The 18,279-nt window shown below is 66.1% G+C and carries 17 protein-coding genes; 12 read left to right on the top strand and 5 right to left on the bottom strand.

Annotated elements, in window-relative coordinates; all coding sequences use genetic code 11:
• The first annotated feature begins 68 nt into the window (after window positions 1-68).
• Both ACTDXD_RS07205 and ACTDXD_RS07200 read left to right on the top strand, forming a co-directional pair.
• Window positions 69-785, top strand: coding sequence for an enoyl-CoA hydratase/isomerase family protein (locus tag ACTDXD_RS07205; protein ID WP_440126399.1), 717 nt, complete (start codon window positions 69-71; stop codon window positions 783-785).
• Window positions 786-1,063: 278 nt separating this feature from the next.
• On the top strand, window positions 1,064-1,801 hold the full coding sequence (locus ACTDXD_RS07200; protein ID WP_440127565.1) for a M23 family metallopeptidase: 738 nt from the start codon (window positions 1,064-1,066) through the stop codon (window positions 1,799-1,801).
• Window positions 1,802-1,870: 69 nt separating this feature from the next.
• Here the strand turns inward: ACTDXD_RS07200 and ACTDXD_RS07195 are convergent, their stop codons facing one another.
• Window positions 1,871-3,838: a M13 family metallopeptidase gene (locus ACTDXD_RS07195; protein ID WP_440126398.1), complete on the bottom strand. Its 1,968-nt coding sequence runs from the start codon at window positions 3,836-3,838 to the stop codon at window positions 1,871-1,873.
• A 116-nt stretch (window positions 3,839-3,954) separates the two neighbouring features.
• On the opposite strand from ACTDXD_RS07195, the gene ACTDXD_RS07190 reads away from it, so the two are divergent.
• Window positions 3,955-5,202 (top strand): serine hydrolase domain-containing protein, encoded by a 1,248-nt coding sequence (locus tag ACTDXD_RS07190; RefSeq protein ID WP_440126397.1) that lies wholly within the window; start codon window positions 3,955-3,957, stop codon window positions 5,200-5,202.
• Here the strand turns inward: ACTDXD_RS07190 and ACTDXD_RS07185 are convergent.
• Genes ACTDXD_RS07185 through ACTDXD_RS07175 form a run of 3 tightly spaced genes read right to left on the bottom strand, consistent with a single transcriptional unit; the run spans window position 5,180 to window position 7,977 of the window.
• Window positions 5,180-6,118: a PaaI family thioesterase gene (locus tag ACTDXD_RS07185; RefSeq protein ID WP_440126396.1), complete on the bottom strand. Its 939-nt coding sequence runs from the start codon at window positions 6,116-6,118 to the stop codon at window positions 5,180-5,182. The two genes, ACTDXD_RS07190 and ACTDXD_RS07185, sit on opposite strands and share 23 nt — an antisense overlap.
• Window positions 6,119-6,151: 33 nt before the next feature.
• Window positions 6,152-6,790, bottom strand: a complete 639-nt coding sequence (locus tag ACTDXD_RS07180; RefSeq protein ID WP_440126395.1) for a response regulator — start codon at window positions 6,788-6,790, stop codon at window positions 6,152-6,154.
• Entirely contained in the window at window positions 6,787-7,977 is a 1,191-nt protein-coding gene (locus ACTDXD_RS07175; protein ID WP_440126394.1) for a sensor histidine kinase, read from the bottom strand. Before ACTDXD_RS07175 ends, ACTDXD_RS07180 begins: the two co-directional genes overlap by 4 nt.
• A 115-nt stretch (window positions 7,978-8,092) precedes the next feature.
• Here ACTDXD_RS07175 and ACTDXD_RS07170 point away from each other — a divergent pair, with 115 nt between their 5' ends.
• Window positions 8,093-8,629, top strand: a complete 537-nt coding sequence (locus ACTDXD_RS07170) for a hypothetical protein (RefSeq protein WP_440126393.1) — start codon at window positions 8,093-8,095, stop codon at window positions 8,627-8,629.
• A 79-nt stretch (window positions 8,630-8,708) separates the two neighbouring features.
• Complete coding sequence (locus tag ACTDXD_RS07165; RefSeq protein WP_440126392.1) at window positions 8,709-9,170, top strand: VOC family protein; 462 nt, start codon at window positions 8,709-8,711, stop codon at window positions 9,168-9,170.
• Here the strand turns inward: ACTDXD_RS07165 and ACTDXD_RS07160 are convergent.
• Complete coding sequence (locus ACTDXD_RS07160; RefSeq protein WP_440126391.1) at window positions 9,161-10,180, bottom strand: sigma-70 family RNA polymerase sigma factor; 1,020 nt, start codon at window positions 10,178-10,180, stop codon at window positions 9,161-9,163. The genes ACTDXD_RS07165 and ACTDXD_RS07160 overlap by 10 nt on opposite strands.
• A gap of 235 nt (window positions 10,181-10,415) precedes the next feature.
• On the opposite strand from ACTDXD_RS07160, the gene ACTDXD_RS07155 reads away from it, so the two are divergent.
• From ACTDXD_RS07155 to ACTDXD_RS07125, 7 genes are all read left to right on the top strand, one after another.
• Window positions 10,416-11,810 carry an ABC1 kinase family protein gene (locus ACTDXD_RS07155; protein ID WP_440126390.1) on the top strand — a complete coding sequence of 465 codons (1,395 nt, stop codon included), beginning with the start codon at window positions 10,416-10,418 and terminating at the stop codon, window positions 11,808-11,810.
• A 94-nt stretch (window positions 11,811-11,904) separates the two neighbouring features.
• Window positions 11,905-12,714: a crotonase/enoyl-CoA hydratase family protein gene (locus ACTDXD_RS07150; protein WP_440126389.1), complete on the top strand. Its 810-nt coding sequence runs from the start codon at window positions 11,905-11,907 to the stop codon at window positions 12,712-12,714.
• A gap of 24 nt (window positions 12,715-12,738) precedes the next feature.
• Window positions 12,739-13,896 carry an acyl-CoA dehydrogenase family protein gene (locus tag ACTDXD_RS07145; RefSeq protein ID WP_440126388.1) on the top strand — a complete coding sequence of 386 codons (1,158 nt, stop codon included), beginning with the start codon at window positions 12,739-12,741 and terminating at the stop codon, window positions 13,894-13,896.
• 2 nt (window positions 13,897-13,898) lie between these two features.
• On the top strand, window positions 13,899-15,458 hold the full coding sequence (locus tag ACTDXD_RS07140; RefSeq protein WP_440126387.1) for an acyl-CoA synthetase: 1,560 nt from the start codon (window positions 13,899-13,901) through the stop codon (window positions 15,456-15,458).
• A gap of 4 nt (window positions 15,459-15,462) precedes the next feature.
• Window positions 15,463-16,080: a TetR/AcrR family transcriptional regulator gene (locus ACTDXD_RS07135; protein ID WP_440126386.1), complete on the top strand. Its 618-nt coding sequence runs from the start codon at window positions 15,463-15,465 to the stop codon at window positions 16,078-16,080.
• Window positions 16,077-17,222: an acyl-CoA dehydrogenase family protein gene (locus tag ACTDXD_RS07130; RefSeq protein ID WP_440126385.1), complete on the top strand. Its 1,146-nt coding sequence runs from the start codon at window positions 16,077-16,079 to the stop codon at window positions 17,220-17,222. Before ACTDXD_RS07135 ends, ACTDXD_RS07130 begins: the two co-directional genes overlap by 4 nt.
• Window positions 17,219-18,250, top strand: coding sequence for an acyl-CoA dehydrogenase family protein (locus tag ACTDXD_RS07125; protein WP_440126384.1), 1,032 nt, complete (start codon window positions 17,219-17,221; stop codon window positions 18,248-18,250). Before ACTDXD_RS07130 ends, ACTDXD_RS07125 begins: the two co-directional genes overlap by 4 nt.
• The last annotated feature ends 29 nt before the right edge of the window (window positions 18,251-18,279 follow it).

Here is an 18,279-nt window from a genome sequence, read left to right as displayed (position 1 = left end):
TTCACCGGCATGTGAGCATGTTATTCTCCATAAGTAAGAATTCCAATATCACCTGGGAGAATTGCCCTATGGTCGAGCTCGAACTGGACGACGGATTGGCGGTCCTCACGATCGATCGTCCGCAGGCGCGCAATGCGATCTCGCTCGAAACGATGGACCGGCTCGATGAGACGCTCGACAAGGTGGGCGACGCCCGCGTGCTGGTCATCACCGGCGCCGGCGACCGCGCTTTCGTCTCGGGAGGCGACCTCAAGGAACTGGCCAAGCTGCGGACGGTGGAAGAGGCTGCGGGCATGGCGCGGCGCATGCGCACGATCTGTGACAGGATCGCCGCTTTTCCGGGTCCGGTGGTGGCAGCGCTCAACGGCCATGCGCTCGGAGGCGGCGCGGAGTTCGCCGTGTCGGCCGATATCCGCGTCGCTGCTCACGACATCAAGATCGGGTTCAATCAGGTCTCGCTCGCGATCATGCCCGCGTGGGGCGGGGCCGAGCGGCTCGCCGCGCTCGTGGGTCGAGGCAAGGCACTCATGCTTGCGGGGTCCGGCGTGATCCTCGGGGCCGAGGATGCTCATCGCATCGGTCTCGTCGATCGAGTGTTGCCGCGAGAGTCGTTCGACGAGGGCTGGCGCTCGCTCGCACGCTCGCTTGTCAACGAATCCTCGGGTTCGATCAAGCGCGTCATCTCCGGCGCGACGCCGGACGAGGCGATCGATGCGTTTGCTCAATTGTGGGTCGCCGAGGCTCATTGGGAAGCCGCAGACAAGGTGATGAACCGCGGAAAATAACCCCCGGGCTGCGTGAGGCCGCACACATTTTCGATGTCATGGGTGAGCGTACATGTTGTATGTGTGACTCATGTGGGGAAATTTCGGACATTTCGTTGAATAGTGAACCGACTGGCGTCAAACCGACACGCCGCTGATGAACGCAAGACACGTACTCTGTGATGGATTCGTAACCCTTTCGTTACCGAGAGGCCGCTCAGAGGAACGCTGTTTTGTCTTTCACTGCCGAAAATCTTGCTCCGACCGTGACATCCCGACGCCGACCCGCTGCCGTGCGCATGGGGAGGTGGATATCGGTGGTCCTCGTTACCGGGGCCGTGACGGCGGCCGGAACGACGGCTGCCGGCGCCACTGACACGACCGTCACTGGCACGACTGCCCGCGCGCAGGCCGGGCTCTCGTGGACGGGGAGCAGTGAGTCGCTGTCCACGGCTCCGCAGGTGCTGTCCATCCCGGGCGTCGATGCGTCGAGCTACACGGAGAAACTGCGCAAGGCCACGGAACGCGAACAGCAGCGCATCGCAGAGGCGGCCGCGGCTCATCAGGCCGAACTGGATCGCATCGCGCGTGAGGCGGCGGAGCAGGCTGCTCGCGAAGAAGCTGCGCGGCGTCCCGCATCGGTGTTCCCGGCCGCAGGCGTCTTCACCTCCGGTTACGGTGCCCGGTGGGGCACCAACCACAACGGCATCGACATCGCAGGTCCTATCGGAACACCGATCCTCGCCGTCACCAATGGTCACGTGATCGAGACCGGACCGGCCTCGGGATTCGGGCTCTGGGTCCGCGTGCAGCAGGACGACGGCACCGTCGGCGTCTACGGCCACATCGATCAGTCGCTGGTCTCCGTCGGCCAGCCGGTCAGCGCCGGCGACCAGATCGCCACGATGGGCAACCGCGGACAATCCACCGGACCGCACCTGCACTACGAGGTCCACCTCGCCGACGGAACCAAGATCGATCCGGCTCCGTGGCTCGCGAGCCGTGGCATCCCGGTCCCCGGCGCGCACCTGTCGTAGTCGGTTCGGCCGGAGACGAAAGGGCCACGCGTACCCGTCGGGGGTGCGCGTGGCCCTTTCGTCATACGGTCACCAGATCTTCACCCGCTCCTCGGGTTCGAGGTAGAGCGCATCACCCGGCTTCACATCGAAGGCGGTGTGGAACGCATCGATGTTGCGCACGACGCCGTTGCACCGGAACTCCGGCGGTGAATGCGGGTCGACGGCGAGCCTGCGCGTCGCCTCCTCGTCGCGCACCTTTGTGCGCCACACCTGCGCCCACCCGAAGAACACCCGCTGCAGTCCGGTCAGCCCGTCGATGACCGGGGACTCCTCGCCACCGAGAGCGATCTCGTAGGCCTTCAACGCGATCGACAGTCCGCCCAGATCGCCGATGTTCTCCCCGATCGTGAAGCTGCCGTTGACGCGCTTGCCGGGAAGTGCCTTCGGTTCGAACTCGTCGTACTGGGCGATGAGAGCTGCAGTGCGCTTGCCGAATTCGCTACGGTCCGAGTCGGTCCACCAGTTCTCGAGGTTCCCGTCGCCGTCGTACTTGGCGCCCTGGTCGTCGAAGCCGTGACCGATCTCGTGCCCGATGACCGCGCCGATCCCGCCATAGTTCGCGGCATCGTCGGCATGCAGATCGAAGAACGGCGGCTGCAGGATCGCCGCGGGGAAGACGATCTCGTTCATGCCCGGGTTGTAGTAGGCGTTGACCGTCTGCGGAGTCATGAACCACTCGTCCCGGTCGACGGGGCCGCCGAGCTTGGCGAGTTCGCGGTCGTACTCGGCCGCGTAACCGCTGCGGTAGTTGCCCACCACATCGCGGGGGGTGATCGTCACCGCCGAGTAGTCCCGCCACTTGTCGGGGTAGCCGACCTTCGGGGTGAACTTGCCGAGCTTGCGGAGCGCCGCCTGCCGGGTGTCGGGGCTCATCCACTCCAGATCGATGATGCTCTGCCGGTACGCCTCGGTGAGATTCTCGACGAGCACCTGCATGCGGGTCTTCGCTTCGGCCGGGAAGTGACGTTCGACGTAGAGCTTGCCGACCGATTCGCCGAGGAGGTCCTGCACCAGCGACACGCCGCGCTTCCAACGTTCACGAATCTCCTCGGCGCCGGTGAGCGTGCGACCGTAGAACGCGAAGTTCTCGTCGACGAACGCGTCGGTCAGGTACGGGGCACGCGCGCGCAGCACCCGCCACGACGCCCACGCCTTCCAGTCGTCGAGCGACTCACCCGCCCACACCTGCGTGAACACCTCGAGGAAGCTCGGCTGCCGCACCACGATCTCGGCCCACTGCTCTGCGGTGGCACCTGTCGCGGTAATCCAGCCGATCCAGTCGAAATCGGGGAGATCGGTGAGCACCGAATCGAGGGTCACGAGGTTGTACGTCAGGTCGGCGTCGCGCCGCTTGACGACGTCCCAGTGCCCAGCGGCCAGTTTCGACTCGAGCGCCAGCACCCGCTGCGGATCATGATCGATGCCGGCGAGCGCGAACATCCGGCCGATGTGCGCGACGTACTCGTCGCGAATCTCGGCGTACTGGTCCTCGCGGTAGTAGGACTCGTCGGGCAGGCCGATACCGCCCTGCGCGACGTGCATGAGGTAGCGCTGGGAGTTCTTCGAATCGGTGTCGACGTAGTGGCCGAAGGAGCCGCCGACGCCCACCCGCTGCAACCGTCCGAGCACGGCTGCGAGTGCGGCGCGGTCGGCTGCACCCGCGACCGACGACAGTTCGTCGGTGATGGGCCCGAGCCCGGCAGCCTCGATCGTGGCGGTGTCCATGAAGCTCGTGAACAGGTCGCCGATCCTCTGCGCGTCCGTTCCGGGCGCGGCATCGGAATCGGCTGCCTCCCCGATGATCGTTCGCACATCGACCTCGGCCTTGTCGGCGAGGGTGCGGAAGGCGCCGTCGAGGGCGCGGTCGGCCGGGATCTCGTGTTCGGTGAGCCAACGGCCGTTGACGTGCTCGAACAGGTCGTCCTGGGCGCGGGTGCCCTCGTCGACGTGGTCGAGATCGATTCCGGATCGGGTCTCCGAGTGCGCAGTGGTCATGCCAACCATCCTTACACCCGTAACAGTCCGGATGCAGTAAGTGCTCGAACGCCGGAGAACCTGCGCACGTCGTCCGGCCGATCCCTACCATCGGGTCCGGAACCTACGGAGGGGAGATGAACACGGTGGCCAGCGGTGACGAACCGGTGTCGAAGGCGGCGATGCGCACGGAGATGGTCGTCGACGAGCGATTCCTACCCGTCGCCGACCTCTTCTTCCGGATGTTCGAGAAACCGGGTCAGGGAGGCGGCGCGATCGCCGCGTACCTGCACGGCGAACCGGTTCTCGATATCTGGGCCGGGTGGGCCGACAAGCAGCGTCGCTGGGCAAGCGACACGATCGTGCTGTCCTTCTCCACCGGAAAAGGTGTCGCCAGCACGGTGCTGCACCGTCTCGCCGAGCGCGACCTGGTGTCGTACGACGCACCGGTCGCGCAGTACTGGCCGGAGTTCGGCGAAGCCGGGAAAGAGAGCATCACCGTCCGCGAACTCATGTCGCATCGCGCGGGCCTCCACAAAGCGCGCGGGCTCGTCCCGGGACGCTTCGGACTCCTCGACTCGGAGAAGGTCGCTGCGGCACTCGCGGCATCGCCCCCGGATCCGCGTCGGCTGACAGGACCGGGCTATCACGCCGTGACCTACGGGAACCTCGTCGCGGAGGTCGCCGCTCGGGTCTCGGGTGTGCCGTTCCAGGATCTCGTTCGGCAGGAGATCGCCGAGCCGCTCGGCGCGGAGGAGTTCGGGGCGGCGGAGTTCTGGTATCGCGTGCCTCCCGAGCAGAGGCACCGCATCGCGCGAGTGTTTCCCAAGGTCAACTTCCTGCCCGCGCCGTGGGCGACCGCGGGCGCGGTGATGTCGCGGATGCCGGGTATCAAGGGCCTCGCCGAAGCGGGGATGGCGGAAGGATTCGACGAGGTGATGCGCAGTCCCCGGGCCCACGACGCCGTGATGCCAGGCTGGAACGGCGTATTCACCGCGCGTTCTCTGGCTCGGATGTACGGCGCGCTCGCGAACGGGGGTGCGCTCGACGATGCGCCCCGGAACGGTAGCGGTGGCCACCGGCTGCTGAAGGAGGAGACCGTCGAGCAGTTGCTCGAGGTACAGACACGTCGTCGCGACTACGTTCTCGGTTTCCGTCCCAACTGGCGACTCGGCTACCACCCCGCTTGGGTGGCGGTGCGGCAGCAGCCGCTCAGGTCCATCGGCCACTACGGTTTCGGGGGTTCCGGCGCATTCGCCGATCCCGAGACCGGACTGTCGTTCGCGTTCGTGACCAACCGGATGGGCAACGCCTACACGACGATCTCCGACGGACGATTCCCGCGGCTCGGGGCGGCAGCCGTCACTGCTGCCCGGCAGGCGTAGAGAACAGCTGCACGCTCGCGTACGCCCGCACATACACCGTGCCGTCCTCCCCGGTCAGCAGCGTTTCCAGTGACGCGAGACGTCGCCCGGCCCGCACCACGTCGGACTGCACCTGCACGACCGGTCCGGGCACCGCGGGAGAACGTAGGTAGTCGAGGGTGATCTGAAGCATCCGATACTGCCCGCCCACGTCGGTGAGGGTCTGCGCCGCGAGTCCGGTGACGATCTCGGCGATCGAGAGAAGCACGCCGCCCTGGATCGAGCCGATGAAGTTCGTCATCCACTGGCTCGGTGCGACGGTGGCGTGCACCGCACCGCGTTCGACGTTGTGCACCCGAAGGTCGTGCATCCCGGCGAGCGGACCTCTCGGCAGAGTGCCGGCCGCGATGCCGCTGACAATGTCGAGCCCGGACGTGGAGGCGAGGACATCGCCGTCGATCCATGGCTCGTGCTCGTCCGGGGCGGTGGGGAAGGCCTCGGTCTGCGCGCCGCCGCCGTCGACGGGCGTGCGTCCGACGACGATGGTTCGTCCGGTCAGGTGCATGACGAGGTTGCCGTGCTCATCGACGATCTCTGCCGACGACAGACCCGAGGTGTCGTCGAAATGCATGCTGCGTCCGACCCCGGAGACCTGGCCGGCATGCGGGAACGGATGTGCGGTCGACGCTGTGAGCTGTGCGAGCACGCCTTGCGCACGGAGTCCGGTGGCGTACTCCCTGGCGACACCGGCGGGGGCTGCTCCGACGATGTCGGACAAAGCGCCGAGGGCCGAGATCGTGACCTGCCCGCGGTGGTCGAAGAAGGTGGGGCCGACCCTCTGCGTCACCGAGACCGAGTCGGGCGGGCCCACGCTCACCCCGACCCCCGTGTAGGTGGTGGGTCGGTCGATCGGGAACGTGGAAGTATCGAGCGTCATGCCTCGATTGTCGCTCAGGCAGTGGTGGAGGACTCAGCGGGACTCGTGCGCGAGGATCGCGGCCTGGATCCGTGATTGCAGATCCAGCTTGTGCAGAACCCGCGCGACATGCGTCTTGACGGTGGTCTCGCTGACGCCGAGGCGGGTGGCGATCTGTCTGTTGGACAGGCCCTCGCCGATGAGATCGAACACCTCGCGTTCCCTGCCGGTGAGGGTATCGAGGGCGGGGACCGGCACGGGTGTGCGCTCGCACACGGCTGCGAATGCATCGATCACCGTTCGGGTGACCTCCGGCGCGAGTACCCCGTCGCCCGCGTGCACCGACCGGATCGCGTGCAGCAGAGCATCGGCGGATGCAGTTTTGAGGAGGTAACCGCCCGCACCGGCCCGCAAGCTGTCGAATACGTACTCGTCGACCTCGAAGCTGGTGAGTACGAGCACCCGGCTGCCGGTTTCCGAGGTGATGATGCGCGTGGCGGCGATGCCGTCGGTTCCCGGCATCCGGATATCCATCAGCACCACATCGGGTTGCAGTGCGTGTACCTGCGACACGGCGACGGCGCCGTCTGCGGCTTCGCCGACCACCTCGATGTCGGGGTCGGACTCGAGGATCATCCGCAGGCCGCTGCGGATCGCGGTGTGATCGTCGGCCAGCAGGATTGTGATGGTCACCGGGTCGCTCCGTTTCGCAAGGGCAGCTGTACTTCCGTTTGCCACTGATTGTCGACGATCCGGGAGCGGGCACCACCACCGATCGCGGCGGCGCGTTCCGCGATATTGCGCAGCCCCTGCCGTTCCGCCCTCTCGCAAGCTGTATCACGGCCGGGAGCTACCTCGACAGGTCTGGTGTTCGCGAGCCCGAGCGGGTTCGAGATCCGGATGGTCAGTTCGCGACGGTCGGCCGCGAGGCACACGAGTACGGGCTGCCCGGGCGCGTGCTTGGTGGCATTCGTCAGGGCTTCTTGGATGATGCGGTAGGCGGTCACGTCGACTTCGGCGTCGAATTCGGGAAGCCCGCGCGCATCGATTGTGACGGTGCTGCCGCTCGCCTCGGCCGATGAGACAAGGCCGGACAGGTCGGCGAGACGTCCGGCGGTGGCGGCGTCGTCGCGCGCGTCCTCGCTGCGCAGCAATGTCACCATCGACTGCATCTCCCTGAGCGCTTCGACGCTGTTGGTGCGAACCGACTCGAGGACCGTCATCGCTTTCTGCGGATCGCGTTCGCGCAGCCGCAGCGCCGCTTCGCTCTGGATCGCGATCGCCGACAGGTGCCCGGCGACGATGTCGTGCAGGTCGCGCGCGAGATGCTGCCGTTCAGCGGTGATTGCGGCGGCGCGGTCGAGTTCGGAGACCTGGGCGAGTGCCTGCGCCTTGACGCGCTCGGCCTCGGCGGCGTCGCGGTGGGTGCGCACCGATCGGGCCCACCACACAGGCAGTGAGATGAGGAGCACGCCCATCGCCGCGACGAACACCGCCGGTCTCAGCTCGCCGGTGTAAATTCCGGCGCCGACCGCGAGTATCGCGATCGGCGCGATCGGTGCCCGCTCGAGAAACACACTCGTCCGGGCAGTGCCGTACAACGCGGCTGCGAACAGCAGATCGCCGTACGCGAGCCACACCGGCAGAGACAGGCCGAGTGCGAAGTCGACAGCGACCGGAATCGAGGCCAGCGCCAGTCCGAGCAGCGGGCGCGACCGGCGCAGGAGGATCGGCACGCACACGGCGGCGAGGACGAGCAGGCGCACGCCCGTCGACGTTCCGTCTTCGGCAACCAGAGCGCCCAGGTCCAGCAGATACAGCACCGCGCCGCACGCGAAGTAGGCGAGTGCGATGAGCGTGGGTGCGTAACGGTCGATCACGCTGCCATTCGATCACAGCGATCAGGCCGATTCGGCGGTCGTCATCCGAAGTGATGACGACCCGCGACCCGATCGGCGGACGCGGCGGTGCACCTCCCGGCGCGATGCTCGATCCATGTTCACCAGCCACATCACCGCATTCATCATCGCCAGCGAGATCGGGTTCTGGGTTGTTCTCGCACTCGGCCTCGTGCTCCGATATCTGCTGCGTCTACCGAAGGTCGGCGCAGTTGCGCTCGCACTGATCCCGGTGATCGACGTGGTATTGCTCGCCGCGGTGGCACTCGATCTGCGGAACGGCACGGAAGTCGGCTACATCCACCGAATCGCCGGAATCTACCTGGGGGTGAGCGTCGCGTTCGGACCCAGCATCGTCCGCTGGGCCGATGGTCGCTTCTCCTATCTGTTCGCCGGTGGTGAGAAGCCCGCGCCGCCGCCGAAGGAAGGGGCGGAAGCGTTCCGGCACGAGTGCGCGAGCTTCGGACGCTGGCTCATCGCGGCCGGGATCAGTGGCGCCGCGATCCTGGGACTCGGTGCGACCGTCGCGACCGACGCGCAGAGCGCTGCCCTCAATGCCGTGTTCCCGACTCTCGGCATCATCACCGTGATCTGGCTGATCACCGGACCGGTGTGGGTCCTGAGCAAAACATGACCGTACGCGATGAGTTTTCCATCGGGCGCGTGTCTGTCTATTCCGAATGCTCCACTCGGACCGATTCAAGGAGATACCGATGTCCCGCATGCTCTTCGCCAACCTTGCAGTCGAGAACGCCGCCGCGACTCGCGCTTTCTTCGACAAGCTCGGATTCACTTTCAACGACATGTTCTGTGACGAGGGCTCGGCGTGCCTGGAGATCAACGAACAGACCTTCGTGATGCTGATCGAGAAGCCGCGATTCCGGGAATTCATCAACGACGACATCTGTGACACGTCCACTGCGCGCGAGGTGCTGATGTGCGTCTCCGCTGACAGTCGCGAGGCGGTGGACCAGTTGGTCGACAGTGCGATCGCCGCAGGCGGCAGCGAATGGGTCACGCCCGGTGGGCAGCAGGGCAACGAGGAGATGGCCGGCTATTCACACAGTCGCGCGTTCCGCGACCTCGACAACCACGTGTGGGAGGTCATGTGGATGGATGTCGAGGCCGCTGCTGCGCAGTGGGCGCCCGAGGGTGACGGTGCGGCTCAGGCGTGAGCCGGTAGCCCGAAGCGCGCGAACAATCCGACGATGTCGTCGCTGAAGAAGACCGTCGCGTGCGCGACCTTCCCGTCGACGATGTCGAGGACTTGGAGTTGAAACGGGCGATGCTGCCCGTCGTCACCACGCATATAGAGTCCGAGGGCCGGCTGTCCGTTCGCCACCGTGGGGAGCAGGATCTGATCGCCCGGACCTTCCGCCGGGCAATTGCACTTGATCAGAGTCACGATGGCGTCGGCGCCTTGATACCAGCCGTCGAACGGCGGCATTTCCCAGATGGCGTCCTCCGTGAGCATCGTGACGAGCGAATCGATGTCGTACTTCTCGAACCCCTCGACCCATCGCTTCACGAGCGCGCGGGTTTCAGCGCTGTCGGGTTCGCTGAGTTCGACGTTCGAAGCCTGGGAGTCGCGCAGTTGCGCGCGGGCGCGTTGCAGCAGGCTGTTCACGGCGGCGGTGGTGGTGTCGAGTGCGGCGGCGACTTCGCTTGCCCGCCACTGCAGTACATCGCGCAGCAGGAGTACTGCGCGTTGCCGTGCAGACAGGTGCTGGAGCGCGGCGACGAACGCGAGCCGGATCGAGTCGCGTGAGGCGACGATCGTTGCGGGATCGCTCGGGTCGTCGGTGTGCCCGTCGGCGGTGTAGCCACCGGGGATCGGCTCGAGCCAGGGGACTTCCTGACGCGTCACGAGGTCGTCCGTCGGATCGGAACTCGGCGCGCCCAGCCCGGTGGGCAAGGGTCTGCGCTTGCGTCCCTCGAGCGCCGTGAGGCACACGTTGGTGGCGATGCGATGCAGCCACGTGCGCAACGACGAGCGTCCGCCGAAGTTATCGTATCCGCGCCATGCCCGCAGATAGGTCTCCTGCACGAGGTCTTCCGCGTCGTGCAGGGAACCGCTCATGCGGTAGCAATGCGCGAGCAGTTCGCGCCGGTACGGTTCGGCGGCGTCCATGAATGCGGCATCGCCGAGGCCACTCGATGTGGTGTCTAGGAGCTGTTCTGTCATGGGTCCCCGCCCTCGTCCGACTGCCTGAACAACTACGTGCCCGAGAGTAGTCCGGGGGACCGACAGGCAACAGTCTGCACAGGTGCTTCCCGCGGTGGTCACGAACGCTTCGATCAGGCCCGTTATCCGGGTAGCGTGACGAAGCCGTGTCCTGGTGAGGGCACGGAGGAACGATTGGGGGCCGGTGTTGCAGGAACACTTCGGGCGGAACGATGCGTCGGATGGGGCGGGCCCCGTGGGTCCGTTCGCGGGTGGGCCGCCACTCGATGCATTGCACGTCGAGACTCCGCCGCTCGACAGGTTCGGGATCGCCGAACTCGGTCGCGCCGTTGTCGTCGCCTTCGCGCTCGTCGCATTCGTGACGTGGGCAGTGGTGCGATGGGCTGCGACGAGCCTCGTCGGGCGTGCGCCTCGTCGCAGTGTCGTCGATGCGGCCGCGCACGGCACCGTCGACGCATTCGAACACCTCGGCCCCACGTTCGTGAAACTCGGTCAGCTCGTCGCGTCGTCGCCGGGACTGTTCCCGGCTCCGCTCGCCGACGCCTGCCTGCGCATGCTCGACGACGTGCCCACCTTTCCGTCCGAGCAGGCCCGCCTGGTCATCGAGGAGGACCTCGGGCACCGGATCGACGAGATGTTCTCCTCGTTCGAGGATGTGCCGCTCGCGGCGGCCTCGGTCGCGCAGGTTCACGGGTGTGTGCTCCGAGACGGGCGTGAAGCCGTGATCAAGGTGCAACGACCCGGGATCGCACGGCGGATGCTCGTCGATCTGCGCGCTGCGTACGTCGGCGCCAAGATGCTGCAGATCTTCGAGTTCTTCCGGATCGCCAACACTCCCGCGATCATCCGCGACCTCTACAACGCGACGATGACCGAACTCAACGCTGCGGTCGAAGGCGATCGGCAGGACCGCTTCCGCAGCAACATCGGGGCATTCGGTGACAACCGATTCGTCACCGTGCCCGAGGTGTACTGGGAGTGGTGCGGGCCGCGGGTGATCTGTATGGAACGTCTCACGGGCACGCCCCTCGACCGTGTCGTGCCGGGGGAGGAGGGGCTCGACACCGCACTGCTCGTTCGGCGCGGTGTGAAGGTGTGGATCGAAGCGGTACTGCTGCACGGCCCGTTCCACGGCGATGTGCATGCCGGGAATCTGTGGCACCTCGACGACGGCCGTGTCGCGTTGCTCGACTTCGGGATCGTCGGTGAACTCCCCGAGCAGTGGCGGACGGTGCTGCGAGAATTGTTCCGCTCGGCGTTGCTCGACGGCGACTTCTCCTCGGTTGCGCGCAGTATCCGTGAACTCGGGGTCGCGGAGGATCTCGACGTCGACGATGCGGAGGTCGGCAGGCAGGTCGCGGAGACCTTCGCCCCGCTGCTCGGACGTGATCTCTCGGAACTGCGGCTCAGCGCGTTGATCGGTGCGCTCGTGTCGCTCGGACGCCGATGGAACACCACGAGTCCGGAGGAGCTGGTGTTGTTCGGCAAGCAGGTCGGCTATTTCGAACGGTATGCGACGGCGCTTGCGCCCGGGTGGGTGCTGGGCCGCGACCCGTTCGTGTTCTGCAATGTCTTTCCTGAGGAAGTAGCCATAAGAATCGCCGAATCGGGTGTGAGCCTGCCCGACTGACCGAACGAGCGGGAGGTCTTTACAACCTGTGGTGCGCACCGTAGTTTAACGATCGTTCGACCTAACATCGTTGCTACGGAAGGAACACGACTTCATGGGTGCATCGCAGGACGTCGTACTCGCCGAACGGGACGGCCACGTCGTCACGTGGACGATCAACCTTCCCGAAGCGCGGAACCCGATCTCCGGAGACGACGTCGTCGAACGCCTCGTCGAACTCGTCGACCAGGCGAACGACGACGTCGAGACCCGCGTCGTGATCCTCACCGGCGCAGGCTCGGCCTTCTCCGCGGGCGGCAACGTCAAGGACATGGTCGATCGCACCGGCATGTTCGCCGGTGCACCGCACGCCCTCCGAGACGGCTACCGGCGCGGAATCCAGCGACTGCCCAAAGCGATCTTCCACTGCGAGGTGCCGATCATCGCGGCCGTCAACGGCCCCGCTGTCGGCGCGGGCTGCGACCTGGCGATGATGTGCGACATGCGGGTCGCGTCGACCAAGGCATTCTTCGCGGAGAGTTTCGTGAAACTCGGCATCATCCCCGGTGACGGCGGCGCGTGGCTGCTGCCGCGCGCGATCGGCGCCGCCCGCGCCGCCGAGATGGCGTTCACCGGTGATCGCGTCGACGCCGCCACCGCCCTCGACTGGGGCATGGTGTCGCAGGTGGTCGCGCCCGAGGAGCTGCTCGAGACCGCACGCGCGCTCGCTGAACGTGTCGCCGTCAACCCGCCGCACGCGCTGCGCATGACCAAGAAGCTGCTCCGCGAAGGACAGCGCGTCGACCTCGACACCCTCCTCGAGCTGTCCGCGTCGCTTCAGGCGCTCTCGCACCACACCGAAGACCATCGAGAAGCACTCGCGGCGTTCATGGACCGCCGCCCGGGCAACTTCACCGGCAAGTAACCCAGAGCAGAAGGAATTCATATCGTGAAGAGGACGATCCTCACCGAAGAGCACGACGCGTTCCGCCAGATGGTGCGGGATTTCATCGAGCGCGACGTTGCACCGCATCGTGAGGAGTGGGACGAGCTCGGACACCCGCCGCGTGAGTTCTTCCGCCGGCTCGGTGAACTCGGCATCCTCGGCATCCAGGTGCCCGAAGAGTTCGGCGGCGGCGGCGAATCCAGCTTCATCTACAACACGATCGTGTTCGAAGAGGTCGCGCGCGCCGGTGTGTCCTTCGGCGGTTACACCGTCCACGCCTGCCTGATCCTGCCCTACCTGCTCGAGTACGCCACCGAGGAGCAGCGGAAGCGCTGGCTCCCGGGCTTCGCGGACGGCTCGATGATGACCGCCATCGCCATGACCGAGCCGGGCACCGGTTCCGACCTCGCGAACATCGCGACCACCGCGAAGCTGTCGGAAGACGGCTCGCACTACATCGTCAACGGCGCCAAGACCTTCATCACCGGTGGCGCCACCGCTGATCTGATCCTCACGGTGTGCCGCACCTCGCCGTTCGATCCGGAGGACCGGCGTGGTGGTCTGTCGATCATCGCCGTCCCCACCGCGACCGAGGGCTTCGCCGTCGGCCGCAAGCTCAACAAGATCGGCCTGCATCAGCAGGACACCGCCGAGCTGTCCTACAGCGATGTCAAGGTTCCGGTCGAGAATCTCCTCGGTGAAGAAGGCGCCGGCTTCGGATACCTCGCGCACAACCTGCCGCAGGAACGTCTTGCCATCGCGCTGAACCAGGTGGGCTTCGCCGAGGCTGCGATCTCGCACGCGATCGCATACACCCAGGACCGCAAGGTGTTCGGGAAGCCGGTCGCCTCGTTCCAGAATTCGAAGTTCGTGCTAGCCGAGTGCTCCGCCGAAACGCAGGCGGCGCGTGTCTACGTCGACCACTGCCTCGAACTGCTCGACCGCAAGGAACTGTCGGTCGCCGACGCCGCGCGCGCCAAGCTGTTCTGCACGGAGGTCGCAGGCCGGGTCATCGACAAGTGCCTGCAGTTGCACGGCGGCTACGGCTACATCACCGAGTACCCGATCGCACGTCTCTACGCCGACACGCGTGTCACGCGGATCTACGGTGGCACCAGCGAAGTCATGAAGACGATCATCTCCAAGGATCTGGGGCTGTAGAGATGTACCCGGGCCGTTACGCTGCAACACACCCGGATCGGCCCGCCGTGCACGAGGCCGCGACCGGGCGGACGATCACCTACCGAGAACTCGAAGAGGCGTCCGTCCGGTTCACGCACTGGTTACGCGCGCACGATGTGAGTGCCGGTGATCATGTCGCAGTCATCACCGTCAACGATGCAACTGTGTACGAATTATATTGGGGCGCGTTGCGTTCCGGTGTGTACATCACCTTCGTCAATTCGCATCTCGCGGCTGCGGAGGCCGCGTACATCGTGGACGATTGCGACGCGACGATCCTGCTGGTGTCGGCACCTCTCACCTCGCTCGCGGAGGAGGTCGCTGCACTGACACCGAAGGTGCGGCATCGCGTCTCTTTCGGTGGTTCGATCCCGGGCCACCTCGACTACGAGACCGAGGTCGCCGGGCTGTCCACGGTGCCGCCGGCCGATCAGCCGCGGGGCAGCGACATGCTGTACTCCTCGGGAACCACGGGTCGTCCAAAAGGAATCAAGCCCCGGCTCAGTGGTGTGCAGATCGACGAAGACCCAGGCATTCCCCTCATCGACATGCTGCGGCACCTCGGGTTCGATGAGGACACCGTGTACCTCTCGCCTGCACCCATCTACCACTCGGCGCCGCTGCGGTACAGCGTGCTCACGCAGGGGATGGGCGGCACCGTTGTACTCATGGAACGCTTCGACGCGGAACTGTCGCTGGAGCTGATCGAGCATCATCGCGTCACGCACAGTCAATGGGTTCCCACGCATTTCGTGCGACTGCTCCGACTCCCCGAAGAGATACGGGACAAGTACGACCTGTCGTCGCTGCGCTGCGCGATCCACTCGGCGGCGCCGTGTCCCGTCGAGGTCAAGGCGCGCCTCATCGAGTGGTGGGGTGAGATCGTGTACGAGTACTACTCGGCCACCGAGGCGGTCGGCAGCACTGTCATCACACCGCAGGAGTGGCTCCGCAAGCCCGGAAGTGTGGGCCGCACAGGCGGGCCCGGAAGCAGCGGGATCGCGCACATCTGTGCGGACAACGGTAGTGAACTGCCTGCGGGGCAGGCGGGGACCGTCTACTTCGAGAAACCCGTACAGAACGTCGAGTACCACAAGGATCCGGTCAAGACCGAGTCTGCGCGACATCCGTTCGAGAAGAACTGGGCGACCAACGGCGACCTCGGTTACCTCGACGAGGACGGCTATCTGTACCTCACCGGCCGCGACAAGTTCACGATCATCTCCGGTGGTGTGAACATCTACCCGCAGGAGATCGAGAACATCCTCGCCCTGCACCCGGCGGTCGGCGACGTCGCGGTGGTGGGGGTTCCGGACGCGGACCGCGGTGAACGCGTCGAAGCGTTCGTGCGACCCGCCGACGGCACTGTGCCGAGCGACGATCTCGAACGCGAGATCATCGACTTCTGTCACGAGCGACTGTCGAAGTTCAAGTGCCCACGCAGAGTTCGATTCGTCGATGCTCTGCCGCGTACCGCGACCGGCAAGATGGTCAAGGGTGCTCTGCGGGACCTCATCGACATGTATGCCGATGCGGGGTGACGTGATGGCCCCGTCTCCCAAACAACGACTGTTCATCGATGTCGGGCGTCAAGAGTTCGTGCGCAACGGATACGGCGCCTCGTCGATCCGGACCATCGCGCAGGAAGCAGGCGTGAGTCTGTCCGCGCTGTACTACCACTACAAGAACAAGCAGGATCTGCTGCTCGCAATTCTGCTGGACGGTGTCGATACGTACGATGCGGTGTGCGACGCCGAGCTCGCCGATGCGGGAGACGATCCGGTCGCGCAGTTGCGCGCGTTCGTGCGGGGGAACGTCAAGTTCCGGACCCAGTACCCCCTGCAGGGGCAGCTGATCGCGACCGAGGTGCGCAATCTGGAGCCCGACGGGGCACGCCAGTACGACGAGCGTCGACGCGCGGGACGCAAACGGATGCGCGACATCATCGACGAGGGTGTCCGCCAGGAACTGTTCACCACGAAGTATCCCGACGACTGCCGCCGATCGATCCTGGCGATGGTGTCGGCGATCGCCAACTGGTACGACCCCGCCGGACCCGACGCGCCGGACGAGATCGCCGAACGCTACGCCGACATGGCAATGGATTTGTTGTGCCCGAGCGGGGCGAATGCTGCTTCGCAGGACGGAAGAGAATCACGATGAGTACACGACTGGTCCCGCAGGCCGGGAGACCCGATCCGGCGCTCGCCGAACTGCGCATGCAGGTCAGAGCGTTCCTGAAGGAGCAGATCGCGTCCGGGGTGTTCACCCCCGGTATCGACACCTGGCTGACCCGATGGAACATCGACTTCACCCGGGCACTTGCTGCCGAGGGCTGGGTCGGCATGACGATCCCCACCGAATACGGCGGCCACGGACGCACGTTCATGGAGCGATTCGTCGTCACTGAAGAGCTCCTTGCGGTGGGTGCTCCCGTCGCGGCGCAGTGGGTCGCGGACCGGCAGGCCGCACCGTCTCTTCTGAAGTACGGCACCGAAGCGCAGAAGCAGAGGTTCCTCCCGGGCATCGCCGCGGGCGAGATCTGCTGGGCCATCGGCATGTCCGAGCCCGACTCCGGTTCAGATCTGGCCAGCGTCAAGACTCGGGCCGTCCAGGTCGAGGGCGGGTGGAAGATCACGGGAACCAAGCTGTGGACCTCGGGTGCGCATCACGCCGACGCATTCTTCGGTCTCGCCCGCTCCGCGCCGCTCGACCCTGCGCACCGCCACGACGGCCTGAGCCAGTTCATCGTGCTGCTCGACTCGCCCGGTGTGACCATCCGTCCGGTCCTGTCGATGTCCGGCGACCACCACTTCAACGAGGTACTGCTCGAGGACGTGTTCGTCCCCGACGATCTCGTCCTCGGTGCGATCGGGTCGGGCTGGGAGCAGGTCACGAGCGAACTCGGCTTCGAACGCAGCGGTCCCGAACGATTCCTGTCGACGTTCGGTGTCCTCGAGGGCCTGGTCCGCGGTGTCGGGGCGGGCACCGTCGAATCCGACACGCGGATCGGCGCGACCATCGGCCGGATGGCCGGGCTGCACCGGATGTCCACGGCCGTCTCCGAATCGCTCGAACGCGGGGAGAACGCGGAACTTGCCGCGTCGGTGGTGAAGGTGCTCGGCACGAAGACCGAGGGCGACCTCGCCGATCTGGCGGACGAGATCGCAGGCTACGGAACCTCCGACGAGCATCTTGCGCAACTGATTCGGGCGGGCGTCATGCAGCGCCCGGGTTTCACATTGCGCGGCGGAACCAGCGAGATCCTGCGCGGGGTCATTGCACGAGGATTGGGACTACGATGACCGACAACACGGCAACGGGCAATACCGAATTGCGCGACTTCGAGCGGATGCTCGCCGAAGTCTTCACCTCCGGCGACGACCACCGCATCGGTGACGTCATCGAATTCGACCGCAGTCTGTGGACCACGCTGAGCGAGTTGGGCCTCGCACGCCTGACCGGCGACGAATCGGCCGGTGGTAGCGGCGCAGGCTGGACCGAGGCGGCGCTGCTTCTCACCGCAGCCGGTGCGGGCGCTGCGGCGGTGCCGGTCGCGGAGAACGACCTGCTCGCCGGGTGGCTGCTCACGACCGCGGGACTCGAGAGCCGCGACGGTGTGCGCACCGCGGCCGTACTCGATGCCGACGGCGGCGCCCGCTTCGTGCCGTGGGCACGCGACGTCGACGCGATCGTCGTCCTGTGGCAGGACGCGGAAAGCACCTGGAGGGTCGCAGAGATCTCGAAGACTCAGGTCGAACTCACGGAGGCCGTGAATCTCGCGTCGGAGCCGCGCGACCACATCCGCGTCGACGTCTCGGCGCTCTCGGGCGCCGAGGTGCCCGCGTCGGTGGCCGAGGAGTTCCGTTATCGGGGTGCGCTTGCGCGGACACTCTCCTCGGTGGGAGCAATGGATCGCATTCTGGAGCTTGTCGTCGAACATGTCACGGCGCGTGTCCAGTTCGGTCGGCCGCTCGGAAAGTTCCAGGCCGTCCAGGCGCTCGTATCCGATATCGCCGCCGAGTCGGCCCTCGCGCGGGCGGCAACGGACGCAGCGGTGACGGCCGCGGTCGACAACGGATTCGGCAGTAGCGTCACCCGCTTCGCGGTCGCTGCGGCAGCATCGTGCACCGGTCACGCGGCGGCGGTGGTCACCCGTAATGCGCATCAGGCACTCGGTGCGATCGGCTTCACGATGGAGCACGAACTGCATCGGCACGCGAATCGCATCCTGTCGTGGCGCAACGAGTTCGGCACTGTTGCGTCGTGGGATGCGGAACTTCTCGCTGCGGCGGTAGCGGCGGGGGATGTGTGGTCTGTGGTCACCGAGTGATGTAGGTAACAATCCTCTGGTGCGGTCGG

The organism is Rhodococcus sp. SJ-3, from assembly GCF_051918125.1.
GTDB lineage: Bacteria > Actinomycetota > Actinomycetes > Mycobacteriales > Mycobacteriaceae > Rhodococcus.
This window is presented reverse-complemented; position numbering and strand designations above follow the sequence as displayed.